General features: G+C 60.9%; 5 protein-coding genes. 4 read left to right on the plus strand and 1 reads right to left on the minus strand.

The genetic code is table 11. The features are described 5' to 3' along the window. The 4 genes from PLJ71_16515 to PLJ71_16530 all read left to right on the plus strand — a co-directional run. Nucleotides 1-2165 (plus strand): tandem-95 repeat protein (locus PLJ71_16515; protein HQM50292.1); only part of this gene is annotated, 2165 nt, incomplete at its 5' end. A 104-nt stretch (nt 2166-2269) separates the two neighbouring features. Then, nucleotides 2270-2923, plus strand: coding sequence for a hypothetical protein (locus tag PLJ71_16520; protein HQM50293.1), 654 nt, complete (start codon nt 2270-2272; stop codon nt 2921-2923). Between the two features lie 354 nt (nt 2924-3277). Beyond that, nucleotides 3278-11812 carry a PASTA domain-containing protein gene (locus PLJ71_16525; GenBank protein HQM50294.1) on the plus strand — a complete coding sequence of 2845 codons (8535 nt, stop codon included), beginning with the start codon at nt 3278-3280 and terminating at the stop codon, nt 11810-11812. A gap of 407 nt (nt 11813-12219) precedes the next feature. Further along, nucleotides 12220-13179, plus strand: a complete 960-nt coding sequence (locus PLJ71_16530) for a sodium:calcium antiporter (protein ID HQM50295.1) — start codon at nt 12220-12222, stop codon at nt 13177-13179. A gap of 85 nt (nt 13180-13264) precedes the next feature. Here PLJ71_16530 and PLJ71_16535 read toward each other — a convergent pair whose 3' ends face one another. Further along, a complete protein-coding gene (locus PLJ71_16535) occupies nt 13265-14233 on the minus strand; it encodes a radical SAM protein (protein HQM50296.1) in 969 nt (322 codons plus the stop codon). Nucleotides 14234-14358: the final 125 nt, after the last annotated feature.

Consider the following 14358-nt stretch of genomic DNA (forward strand, 5'->3'; position numbering starts at 1 on the left):
CGCTGAGCGCGACGGACCCGGACGGGGACGCGCTGGCGTTCACGGCGGCGGGCCTGCCTGCGTTTGCGAGCCTGGTGGACCACGGGGACGGGACGGCGACCTTGACCCTTGCCCCCGGCTATGACGATTCCGGGAGCTACCCGGGCGTGGAGATCACGGTTACGGACGATGGCGAACCGCCGTTGAGCGACAGCGAGACGATCACGATCACGGTAGCGGACGTGCCAGTCGAGACACTCGAAATCTCCCGTGAAGTTTCGCCTGAGCGGTACACTCCGGGTCAGACCCTGGACGTTGCCGTGACGTTCACATACGACGGGTCCGACCCCGTGACGGCGCTCGGCCTGTTCGAAACACTGCCTGATGGCTGGACGTACGTCGAGCCGGTCAGTGGGCCGTCCGCAGTGATATCGCCGACGCCCGGCCAAGGCGGGACTCTGGAGTTCGCTTGGCTGGCCGTGCCGGCGTTCCCTGCAACGTTTGTATATCGCGTGGAGGTTCCTGCTGAGGAAAGCGGGACACAGATGATCTCCGGCTATGCTGAGTACCGTCTGTGCTGCGACCCAATCCAAACGTCTGTTCTGGAGACATCTATTCCAGAGCAGAGTGCGCCGGTCGCGAACCCGGATTCGTATACGGTGCCCGAAGACCAGACGCTGACGATTGTGGCGCCGGGTGTCTTGGGCAACGATACCGATGCGGAGGGCAACGCGTTGGCGGCGGTGTTGGTGACTGGCCCCGGCCACGGTGCTCTGACGTTCAATGCGGATGGGTCGTTCGTATACACGCCCGCGGCGAATTACAACGGCGCGGACAGCTTCACGTACAGGGCCAACGACGGCTCGCTTGACAGCAACGAAGCGGCGGTGACCATCACGGTCACGCCGGTCAACGATGCGCCGGTTGCGGACGCGGGCGATGACCAGATCAACGCGCTCACCGGCCGGACAATCACCCTGGACGGCAGCGACTCGTACGACGTGGACGGCGACTTGATCGCTTACGAGTGGCGTTTCCAGACTCTGCCGCCCGCGAGTGCGTTGACGGACAACGATATCGCCGGTTGGGATACCGCCAGTCCGTCGTTCATTCCGGACGTTGCGGGCGATTTCGTGCTCGAGCTGGTGGTGAGGGACTACGAGCTGGACAGTGATCCGGATTACGTGATGGTCTCGGCTGACGCGCAGGCTGCCCCGAACGCTGATGCCGGCGGGAATCAGGAGACCTTGCTCGGCGATGTGGTGGTGCTGGATGGATGCAGCAGTTACGACCCGGACAATGGTCCGGAGCCTCTTACGTACGCCTGGAGCTTCTTCAGCGTGGCGGCCGGGAGCGCGTTGACGGACGACGACATCGTCGACAGTACCTTGTGCAGTGCGTCGTTCACGCCGGACGTGGCGGGGGTGTACGAACTGGTGCTCACCGTATCGGATGGGTTTGAATCTGATATCGCTGTAGCCGTTATCACGGTTACGGAGCAGGAGAACGTGCCGCCGGTTGCCGATGCCGGCTCTGACCAGAGTGTTGCGTATGGAACCCAAGCCTATCTCGATGGGTCGGCCAGTTATGACCCGGATAGCGGGCCTCAGCCATTGGCGTTCCTGTGGAGTTTTGTCTCCCTGCCGGCTCTTAGCGGGCTGACCAATGACGACATTTCCGGGCGGACGACGGCGCTTCCCTGGTTCACTCCGGATGTGGCCGGGAACTACGTGCTGCAGCTGGAAGTGACGGATGGCGAGGACACGGCGACGGACAATGTCGAGGTCATCTGCGTAAAAGAACTGACTTTCCAGGACGTGACCGGCCGCGTCTCCATGAGTACTGCCAACGAAAGCGCGTACATGACAAGTCGCATCACGCGCATGATGGTTTGCACGGCAGACCTGACCATTACCAATGTTTCAACGGAAACAATTGAACTCCCGATACACGCCGTTTTCGTGGGCACTGCGCCAGGATCGATTCCCGGTCGCTGGCAGATCGATATGCCGGAAGCCAGCGGCCAGAGGGAGAATGGTGATTTCTATTACGATTTGGGCGAGAAGACCGGTATCACGGAGTTGCTCCCCGGGCAATCCGTGACGTTCCAGATCAAGTTTGTGTTCCATTTCTCGTTGCTTCACCGATTCTCCGAGGTGATTCAGGTGTGGGGCATGGCGCCATAAGACAACAACGGTACGCGGGCTGCTTGCGGGACACGGATAGACCCGTAAGTAGCCCGCGAAAAGTGATGCGAGTCACTGGTGCGAAGAACAGGAGGTTCAGTTTTATGTGCAAACGATACTTCGCGATGAGCCCCATCATTCTGGCCGCCAGCCTGTGTTGCGCTGGAACGGGTTACGCAACATTGGTCAACGGAGATTTCTCCAGCGGCCTGGACGGATGGTCGGTTCAGGGAGACGTAGCCGTTGAAAGCGGGGCGGCCGTTTTGAGAGACGATGCCGAGTGGTACAGCCTCCTGTTTCAAGGCGCTGCTTTGGAGCCGGGGGCATATACCCTCCAATTCGATTTTTTCAATGCGCTGTCGGGTGACGTGCCGGATTTCGCGCTCGGGCCGGACTACTTCGTGGCCAGCCTGTACTTCACCGATGACCTCGGGGCGTTCGACCTGCTCAATGGCGTGTATGACGACGCCATCGGCTTGATGGACATGGACTTCGCGGGGATCATCTCGTCGAGCGGCTCGATTGCTCCTGTGGCCGGGATGGATGGGTGGTATCGGTACTCGATCGGTTTCAGTAACGCCTATGCGTATGCGATTCCCGTGTTTGAGATGATGGACTTCAATTTCGTCGACAACGACAGCGGGGTGGGGGTCGACAACGTAAGGATTGATCCCATCATTCCCGAGCCGGCTACCGCGCTTCTGTTCGCATGCGGTTTGGCGTTGCGTGCCGCTTGGAAACGCCGTGCGGCCAAGTAGAGCCGGCGGCGATGACAGGTTGACGGTAGGCGGTCTGTTGGATTCTTGAGTGAGGGGGCCTTTGCCCGAATTGACAGAGCGGAGGACAACACCAGGATGGTTTCTTCGCGGGCAAAGGCCCCTTTCTGTAATTTCGGGTAGTAGAGAGGGATGCCGGATCCTGCAAGCCCGATGCAGTTAGTTCTCGTGTTTTGGAGGGAAACGACTTGTCAAGGAATTGGGCATGTGGAAATACACACGTTGGAGAGGAATCTTGGCGGCGGCAAGGCAGATGCACTGTAAACCCGAGTAAGCGCGCTGCCGTGCATGCGAGCATCGGATATAAAAAGGGCACATTTGTTGGGAGGAACCAAAATGGGGATCGGTAGGGGTACCTGGAACTCCCGGCCGGGGGCAGTCGGGAACAATGGAGAGTATGCGGCATCCACCGGGCGTACAGGGTTCTGGCACGTTGCGTGTGAATTGCTGCTGCTGGCTGGCGTGATGGCAGAGGCTCTCCCGGCATGGGGCGCAGAGTCCAGTCCGGCTGTCCCTATCCGCTGGAGAGCGGAAGGTCTTGTTTCTGGTGCCGCGGCCACCACGGAGTCGATGGCCTCCCTTGGTTCCGGACCCAGCCGGCACGTCATTGCTCAGTTTGACCGCGCGCTTGATGCGCAGGAGCGGGCCAAACTGCGCGCGGCGGGGGTAAACCTCCTCCGATATCTTGATGGCAACGCCTACTTCGCGCGAATCAGCGGCAAAGAGGCGGGTCTGCGCGCGGCAGAGGATGCCGGACTTGCGGCGGCGTTCGAGGTCAGACCCGAGTGGAAACTGGACCCGATGCTTCTCAAGGGCGCCTACCCGTCGTATTGTGTTTTCGATAGCCGGGGGGCCCAGGGACGGCTTGCCAAGGACAAGTTGTCAAAAGGGGGTGATGAGCAGGTCGAGACCTTGGCAATCTATGTCATTTTTCAGGCGGATGTCGAGCTGGAGCGGGACGGGGTAGATGCTCTCGAGCGCGTTGGCGGGGCTGTGCGCAGCTACATGCGGAGCATTAATGGGCTGGTGGCGTGGATTCCCCTGGCGAATCTCTCCGCGCTTGCCGCGGAAGACGTTGTGGAGTGGATCGAACCCCCCTTGCCGCCGTTTGACGTGAACAACGATTCCAACCGGGTAATCACCCAGGTCGATACCGTGAACGCCCCGCCGTACGGATTGGACGGCTCCGGGATCAACGTGCTCGTGTATGACGGCGGCACCGCGCTGGCCAGCCACGTGGATTTCGACGGGCGATTGACCGTATACGACGCATCAGGTCTTCATTACCATCCAACGCACGTGGCGGGAACGATTGGCGGCAGCGGAATCGGCAGTGCGGGGGCGGGAGGGACGGCCCTCCAATGGCGCGGCATGGCGCCCGCGGTCACCATCGCCTCGTACGGGTTCGAGTACGACGGCACGGGCACATTTCTGTACACCAACCCAGGCGACCTGGAAGATGACTATGACGAGGCAATAAACGTCCACGGGGCGATGATATCCAACAACTCGATCGGCACCAATGTTGCTGCAAACGGGTTTCCCTGCGAATACGAGGGCGATTATGGGGCCACGTCGATGCTCATCGACGCCATCGTGTGCGGCAGTCTCGGCGCTCCCATGCGCATCATCTGGGCCAACGGGAATGAACGGGGCCCTGGAACGTGTGGCACCACATACCACACGACGGCCCCGCCTGCCTGCGCCAAGAACCACATTACCGTGGGCGCGTTGAATTCGAACAACGACAGCATGACGGACTTTTCGAGCTGGGGACCGGCGGACGATGGCCGCATCAAACCCGACATCTGCGCGCCGGGCTGTCAGTCCAATGGAGACGGAGGCGTTACGTCGACGTGGTCCGATGGCGGTTACGGGACGATCTGCGGAACGTCGATGGCCGCCCCGACCGTTACCGGCCTGGGGGCCCTGATTCTGCAGGAGTGGAAGAACCTGTTTCCGGGCTGCCCGTTGCCGCGCAATTCCATGCTTAAGGTCTTGTTGGCGCACAACGCTGCGGACCTGGGAAATGCGGGGCCTGATTACAAATTCGGATACGGGTCCGTACGAACGCAAAACACCATCGACTTTCTGCGCGGGGGCAGTATTCGCGAAGATTCGCTGGACAACGGCGGGCAGAAGAAGTTCTACGTTGACATTGCCTCGGGAACGCCCAGCCTCAAGGTGACGATCGCGTGGGACGACCCCCCCGGCGCCGCCAATACAATTCCTGAACTCGTGAACAACCTTGACCTGACGGTGGTCAGCCCCGCCAGCACGACCTACTATCCTTGGACGCTTGACCCCGCGAACCCTTCCTCGCCGGCGGTTCGGACGCAGCCTGACGCGCGCAACAATATCGAACAAGTGGTGGTCGATTCGCCCGCGACAGGTGTCTGGGAGATCGTGGTGAATGGTACATCGGTTCCGGGCGGGCCCCAAGTGTTTTCCCTGGCGGCTACCCCGGACTTCGTGGGTTGTTTCAGATCATCGCAAGGAGCGGTGTCTCTGAATGCGCCGAGCTACGGGTGTTCTTCGACGGCTATCGTGAGGGTCAGTGATTGTGATTTGAACCAGGATCCCGGCGCTCTTGATACCGTTACCGTTACCGTGGATTCCACTTCGGAACCCGCTGGAGAGAGCGTTGTCTTGACGGAAGTGAGCCAGAACACAGGCGCTTTTGCCGGGCCGATAGCTCTGTCCACGACAAACAGTCCGGGCGTTCTTCTGGTCAACGAGGGCGACACCGTCACCGCCAGGTATCACGACGACGACAACGGTTCCGGCGTTCCCGCGGATGTCACGGCCACCGCGATAGTAGATTGTTCGGCGCCCGTATTTGCGGGCCTCGAGAGCGCCAGCGCGGGTCCGGGCCGCGTTGACCTCGCGTGGAGCGCTGCCGCCGATCCCAGCGTGCCGGCCAAGTACAACGTTTATCGGGATCTGGCCCCGGGCGGCCCGATAGGGACGTTCATTGGCACGACACCAAACTTAGCGTACTCCGATACAACCGTTGGCCCCAACCAGACATATTACTACGTGGTGCGCGCCGTAGATGCCCTGGGGAACGAAGACACCAATACGGTCGAACGGAGCGCGACAACACCGAATTGGGTGACAATCGGCTCGGGTACGGACAGTTGGTACTTCCCGATGAGCACTTGGTTCCACGATGCCCGCACGCAGGTGATCTATCTGGCCTCCGAGATCGGGACGCCGTGCGCCATCACTTCCCTCGCGTTGGACGTCACGACTCTTCCCGGCCAGGCGATGAACAATTGGACCATCCGACTGAAGCATACCTCGATGAGTTCGTACGGGTCCTCTCCTGCATGGGAAGGCACGGGATGGACCGTCGGGTATCAGGCAAACGAAACGGTGTCCAATACGGGGTGGGTCACCTTCGAATTTCCGACACCGTTCCCTTATAACGGAACAGACAATCTCCTCATTGATTTCTCCTTCAACAACAGTTCATATACCAGCGACGGCTATTGCCGGTACACAGATACCAGCGTATCACGGACCATTTGTTACGAGACAGATAGCGGATACGGCGACCCGCTCAGTTGGTCTGGGACAGCTAACCCCACGCCTTATGTGACTACCCTTGTGCCCAACCTGATGCTTTTCCTGGAGCCGTTGTCGTCGGAATTGGTCGTAACGCCCGCGGAGGGCTTTGAATCCTCCGGTATGGAAGGGGGGCCGTTTGAACCTGACTCAAAGACCTACACACTCTCTAATCCGGGCGGAGGTTCTTTGAATTGGTCCGTGTCGGCGGGTCATCCATGGGTTGACGCGGCGCCTGCGAGCGGAACGCTCGTGGGAGGCGCGTCCACGACGGTGGAACTGGCTCTGAATGCGAATGCGGATACTCTGCCTGCCGGTGTTCATACAGATACGGCGGTCTTCGCCGATCTCACGAACAGCGCGGAGTACACGCGCAGCGTGACGCTCACTGTGCTTCCACCTACTCCCATATTGACCGTCGAAGAACTCCAGCTGATCGGCAACGACCCAGGCTATCCGCTTAACGGGCACTATGTCCTGACTCAGGATATCGATGCGTCATCGACGGCCGGTTGGAACAGCGGCGCGGGGTTTGACCCGATCGGTAGTTCATCACTGCCGTTTACGGGCAAATTTGACGGTCAGGGGTACGTCGTCACCGGGCTTACGATCAACCGGCCGGGCGAGAACTATGTGGGCCTTCTCGCGGCGCTGGGCGCGGGCGGCGTCGTGCAGAACCTTGGCCTCGAGGACAGTGCGGTTACGGGTGCGCAGTACGTCGGCGGCCTGACGGGCAATCTCCCAGCAGGCAGCACGGTATTGCAGTGTTTCTCGAGAGGCGCGGTGGCGGGCACGTCTTACGTTGGCGGTCTGGCGGGTCAGAACTACGGCGCGATATCCCAGTCTTACGCGACCGGGATCGTGACCGCGACGGCCAGCTACGCGGGCGGCCTGACCGGCTGGAACACCGGCACGGTAACTCAATGCTACGCGACGGGCGCGGTGACGGCCACAACCAGCTATGGCGGCGGCCTGGTGGGGTACAACGCTTACGGCACGTGCTCCCAGTCTTATGCGACGGGCGCGGTGGCCAGCGTCCGGTACGTGGGCGGCCTGGCAGGCAGGAACTTCAGCGGGATTGTATCCAAGTGCTACTCGACGGGCGCGGTGACGGGCACGACGGATGCGGGTGGGCTGCTGGGGCTGACCGCCAGCGGCACGGTGGAATTCTCGTTCTGGGATACCCAGACCAGTGGGAAGACGACCTCCTCAGGCGGCACGGGGCTCACCACGGCGCAAATGCAGACCGAGACCACGTTCACAGGCGCAGGCTGGGACTTTGTCACGGTCTGGTACATGCTCGAGGGAGGCTCCTATCCGTATCTGGCGAATCCGCCGCAACGCACGGTTCCCAGCGTGACGGGTCTGAGCGAAGCGGACGCCGTCATGGAGTTGGAAAGTTCTGGTCTGTCCGTGGAAATCTCTTACGAATACAGCAATTTTGTTGCGGTGGGCTTTGTGATCAGCCAGAGCGTGCCGGAAGGTGAAGGATTGAACGCCGGCGCGCCGGTGCACCTTGTTGTCTCCCTTGGCCCCGAGTCTCCCGTTGCCGTGCCTGATGTCGTTGGGCTGTTGCAAGCCGATGCCGAAACAGCGATCACGGCTGTTGGCTTGACCGTGGGCGTAGTGACACAGCAATACAGTGAGACCGTACCTTCCGGTGCTGTGATCAGCCAGGATCCGGCAGGAGGCACGGAGGTGGTTCCGGGGAGCGCCGTGAACCTTGTTGTCTCGCTCGGGGCGCCGCCTTCTATCCCCATATCGAGCATCGAGGAGTTGCAGTTGATCGGCAACGACCCCGCCTATCCATTGGACGCAGACTACATCCTGACCCAGGATATCGATGCCTCGGCCACAGCCAGCTGGAATGGAGGAAAGGGGTTTAGCCCGGTCGGGACGCATGACTGGCAAGATCCGGTGGCGCGGGCATTTACCGGCTCCTTTGACGGACAGGGGCACGCTATCACGGCGCTGACGATAGATCGTCCCGACGAAGACTACATCGGGCTCTTCGGGGCGATCGAGATTGGCGGGAGCGTCGAGAATCTCGCCATCAAGGAGGCGTCGGCGTTGGGTTCTTATTGCGTCGGCCTCCTGGTCGGCTATAACAAGGGCGCAATATCAAATTGCCATACAAGCGGGGTCGTGACGGGCGACGATGACGCTGGCGGCCTGATGGGCTTCAATTTGGGCGGAACAATATCGCAGTGCTCCGCGGCCTGTTCGGTTACATCGACTGCGGGTTACGCTGGAGGCCTGGCGGGCAATAATTTCGGCTCGATATCCGAAACCTATACGTCGGGGGTGGTCACAGCCAATACCACTTGCGTTGGCGGCCTGCTGGGTTTCAGTATGAACTGCACGCTATCCGACTGCTATTCGACATGCGAAGTAACGGCTCAGGATACCATCGGCGGTCTCGTCGGATATAACTCGCCTTCCAACACGATAATCCGTTGCTACGCAACAGGTCTCGTGAACGGCGTTACAAACACCGGAGGCTTGGTGGGCGTAAACAACGGAGGCACTGTCGAGGATTCGTTCTGGGATACCGAGACCAGCGGGATGACGGTATCCGACGGTGGTACAGGACTGCCAACGGCGCAGATGCAAACCCTAAGCACGTTTACGGCCGTTGGGTGGGATTTCGATACGGTGTGGTACATGCTGGCCGGCGGCTCTTACCCGTATTTGGGCGCGTTGCCGCAGACCGTCGTGCCTGACGTGTCGGCCATGTTCGAAGCGGATGCGGTGGCGGCCCTCGAAGCCGCCGGCCTGACGGGGCGCGTGACCTACGAGTACAGCGAGACCATACCCGAGGGCCAGGTGGTCAGTCAGCATCCTCCTGCGTCATCTTCCATCAACGCGGGAACCGGCGTGAACGTCGCGGTGTCTCTGGGTCCGGCTGCGCCGGTAGCGATGGACGACAGCTACACGACCTGCGCGGACACGCCGTTGTCGGTTCCGGCGCCGGGTGTTCTGGGCAACGACACGGATCCTCAGGGCGCTCCACTCACGGCGGCCCTTGTCAGCAATGTGAGCTACGGCACCCTGACGCTGAATACGGACGGGTCGTTCGAGTATGCACCAGATTCCGGGTATGTCGGACCGGACACCTTTACGTATGCCGCCAACGACGGTGGGTTGAACAGCAACGTCGCGACGGTGACGATCACTGTCACGTCGTGTGTAGTAGATATGGCAGCCACCCGGTCGTTCTGGTATCACAAGTATGCGTCGCCGGGAGTCGAGGAGATCACAGTAACCATCGAGAACCTGGGGGCAGACGATCTCACCGCCCTGTCGGTCATCGAACAGCTTCCGGAGGAGTGGATATTCGATTCGCTGGTCAGCTTCGACCCGCCGGGATGCGGTCCCGCGACGGTCCCGAGTTCCGGTGCGACCGGCACGCTCGAGTTTGTCTGGACCTGCATCCCCGAGTTCCCGTACACATTCACCTATCGCGTGAACGTGCCCTCGGGTCAGACGGGCGACATGTCGTTCTCGGGCGAGGTGCTCTACAGACGGGGCGGCACTGAGCAGACGGCCGCGATTGGGTGTCTGGGTTCGGTGGCGGAACGTATCCATCATTCGCTGGACTACAATCCCGCGAATTACCTGATCAGTGTGTCGGAGATCCTGCGGGTGATCCAGTTCTATAACCTTGGCGGGTATCACTGCGCCGTTGGGACCGAGGACGGGTACGAACCTGGCCTTTCGGGAGCGCCCGATCCCTGCTGTGTGCCGCACGATAGCGACTACAACCCGCAGGACTGGAGAATCAGCGTGTCGGAAATTCTGCGGGTCATCCAGTTCTACAACCTTGGCGGCTACCACGTCGCGGAAGGCACGGAAGACGGTTATACTCCGGGTCTTGCCACCAAAGCAGCGGCCAAGAGCATCGAGACGGATGATGCGAAGCTCCTGACTCCGGATGCGGCACTCCCCGCGTTGTACGCCGTGCGCGATATCGCCGCCAACGGAGACGCCTCCGAAGTGACAGTGACGTTCACCGGCGTCGGCGGCGAACCCATCTCCGCCCTCGGCCTCGTGGAAACGCTCCCAGAAGGCTGGATCTTCGAGGGAATCGTTGATGCCTCGGAACCGCCAGCCATCGCGCCTGTCGAAGGCGAATCGGGCGACCTGGGTTTCGCATGGTTGTGGCCACCCGCATTGCCGGCCCACGTGACCTACCGCATACGCTCGAACATCGGCAAGACCGCCGCGGCAGACCTCGTTGGAAAGGCCCTGTACCGCACCTCCGGCGTGGAACAGCAAGCGCTGGTCGCATATGGACCGCCACAGACGCTGTATGCCGATGCAAATGCGGTTGAGCAAGGTGATGGGACGGGGGAGAGACCGTTTGCGACCATTGCGGAAGCCGTGGCAGCTTCCGCAGGCGGACGTGGCGACACGATCGTGCTACGCCCCGGCGCATACTGCGAATCGCCGCTGGTGCTCCTGCCTCACACGACCTTGATGAGCGAGGCCGGGCCGTACAGCACGCAACTTGCCGGGGACGCCAGCGAGTCCGCTCTCATTGTAGCCACTGAAGGCTGTGTGGTGCGCGGTCTGGCCGCCCATTCCGCCGAAGTGGCTCTGCGCGTCGGCGCGGGGATGCATGCGGAGGTCACGAACTGCGTCCTGCACACCAACGGCGTAGGCTTGCTGGCCGACAAAGAGGCTTCCGTGGTGCTCGCCAACAACACCGTTTACGGGAACGCCCCGTACGGCGCGTGGGGCGGTCCGGCAGCGACGTTCGTGCTGCTGGCCAACAACGTGTTTGCAGGCAATGCCACGGCACTGTTTGCGCCCCCAGGGGCGTTGCTTGGCAGCGGATACAACGACTGGTTTGGCAACGCCGTCGATCTCGACGGCCCCGCGGGGAACCCAACCGACCGCTCCGCGGACCCGCTGTTCGTTGACGCATCCATGCTGGACCTGCGGCTCGCAGACGGCTCGCCCTGCCGCGACGCAGGAGACCCGGCGGTCGAGTTTCAGGACGCAGACGGCACGCGCAACGACATCGGCGCCGAAGGCGGACCATTCGGACTTTCGGGTGCGGCGACAGCGCCGCCGCCCGGGCTCCCAGTGGGGGCCGGCGCTGTCCCCGGCATAAAGGGCGACGTGAACAATGACGGCAAGGTCGATGCGGTCGACCTGCAACTCGTCATCAACGCCGCGCTCGGGGCTGATCCGACGCTGACCGCCGGCGCCGGCGCTCCTAATTGCGACGCGGACCGCTCAGGCTCAGTAAATGCCGTGGATTTGCAAATCGTTATTGGGGCAGCATTCGGATGAACGTGGTCTAGCTGAAGTTCCTCTGGAAACAACTTGTCTTCCTCGCCCATCCTGGCTTCAGGCAGCGGCTCGCCTCGGCGAGTCAGAACGAGCAGGTGATTCGAGTCTGGGAGGTTGCCTCAGCCGGGAGTTTGAGTCTCGCGATGGCGCAACAGGACAAGATGTTCAGTCGATTCATGCGGGGGCCGACGATGCAAGTTTCGGCGAGCTGGTGTTGCGGTTTCAATGATTGACTGTGCTCGCCCAGGCGGGCACAATACGGCTCTGTCTTGCAAGGGACCGCCGGTTCTCACGATGGACCCGATGCTCTGAGCTCGGCACGTTACCGTCGAACGGCACCAGATGTTTATTGAATCGTTTCATTACCGAATCACATGTTTTCCGGAATCCTGCGAAAGGGGGTTCGCATGATTGTTGATGTCTTGCTGTTTGTTGTCGGTGTGCTGCTGCTTTGGGGAGGCTCGGAGTTCGTCACGCGCAACACCGGCGTTCTGGCCCGCTCGCTGGGCGTCAAGGAACTGGTTATTACAATTCTGGGCGTCAGCGTGCTGTCAAGTCTGCCTGAGCTGACCATCTCCGCGTTCGCGGCTGCTCGGGGCGAGGATTCGATCTCGCTCGGAAACGTTATTGGCTCGAATTTTGTTACGCTGACCTTCGTAACGGCGGTTTGCGCGTTAATACGCCCGATCGACATCCATGAAGAGGTGCAGTCCCGGGAATCGAGCTGGATGATCCTCTCCTCGGCGTTCGTACTCGTGCTATCCCTGGACGGACGGCTGTCGCGCTCCGAAGGCATAATCCTGATGCTCATTTACATTCCCTACGTATGGAACGTGCTCAAGACGGCCCGTGTTGAAGCCGATGACCAGTCTTCGGGCCACCTGCACACGTCCAGAGTCAGGACGTCCGTGTTCTGCGTGCTGGGCATTTTCAGCGTTATCGCCGGCTCGAAAATCGCCCTGGATTCGGGCGGGAAGCTGGGCGCGGCGTTCGGAATTTCCCCGTTAGCTATGGGCGTGCTCTTGTTCGCCTTCGGCACAAGCCTGCCGGAGCTCACGATCAGCTTGTCCGCCACGTTCAAACGCAAATCGGATGTGACAATCGGCGAAGTCTACGCCTCGAATATTTTCACGCAGCTCATCGTATTAGGGATATGTTGTCTTATCCGCCCGATGACGGTCGACCGGGCCCTGATCTCTTTTGCCATGCCCCTCCTGATTCTGGCGGCGGTAGTGATTCAGGTCTTTGTCACGACTGAACGCAAAGTGAGCCGTCTCGAGGCACTGGGTTTGCTGTGCTTTTATGCCATCTTCGCCGTAGAGCAATTCAGACCATTGCCCTCGATAGAGAGCATTCTGGGCTTCTGAAAGCTCGCCTCGGCCAGAATACATCCTTCCAAACCCGCCGGCTTGACCTATGCGGTGTTTCACACCGTGTTCATGTTTCGATTGCCTACGCAAACGGGTCGTCTCTGGCGAAATCCGGCAGGTAGACGCCGGTGCTGTCCGCGCCCTGGACGAGCAGGTCCTGAAAACCCAAACGTGCGGCATACTGCACCACATCCACGTATTCCTTGTCGGTGGCCGGGCGGGCGATGTGCTCGTACTCCATGGCGAGATGCTGCGGCGAGTACTGGCGCATGATGCTCAGTGTGACGTCCACCAGTCCCATGTCCTTGAGCCAGAGCAGAAAGTCGTAGCTGCCGGATTGATCCTCGGGCAAGACCAGGTGCCGGATGATGAGGCCTTTTGCCGCCACGCCATCGATCTGCTTCAGCGGGCCTGCCTGCCGGTACATTTCGAGGACCGCTGCCCGCGCCACTTCGGGGTAGTGACGGGCATTGGAGTAAGTCAGCGCACACGTGGGGTCCGAATACTTCACGTCGGGCAGGTAGATATCCACGATGCCATCCAGCAACGTGAGCAGAGAGAGGCTGTCGAATCCATTGGTGTTGTAGACAATCGGGCGCGTCAATCCTTGGCCGTAGGCCTCTCGCAAGGCCAGCAGGATGGGGAGGATGTAATGTGTCGGCGTGACCAGATTGATGTTCTCGGCGCCCGCCCGTTCGAGGCGGAACATGTCCTCGGCCAGGGTCATGTATCCGGCGTTCTCGCCCAGCCCCAACTGGCTGATTTGATAGTTCTGGCAGTACACGCAACGCAGGTTACAGTGCGTGAAGAAGACCGTGCCCGAGCCGCCGCGGCCCACCAGCGGCGGTTCTTCTCCGAAATGCAGGGTGGCCGACGAATACCGGACACGCTCCGGGTGCCCGGAATCCGTCGCACAGAAGCCCGGCTCGTTGCGGAGCCGGTCCACGCCACATTCCCGGCCGCACAACCGGCAGGCTCGGCACAGTTCTCGCACAGGCCCCAGCGCCGCCTCCACGAGGGCGCGCTTTGCTTTTGAATCAACATTCGGCACGAAACAGATCCTCTGTGAGATGGCCAGATGGCCATTGGTATCCCGTCCACGTGTGATTCTGGGCCGTGCGCGTTTCGTCGACCTAGACGGAATCCATGTCGAGTTTCAGGGTTACGATCTTCTTG

It is taken from the genome of Candidatus Hydrogenedentota bacterium (assembly GCA_035416745.1).
GTDB lineage: Bacteria > Hydrogenedentota > Hydrogenedentia > Hydrogenedentales > SLHB01 > UBA2224.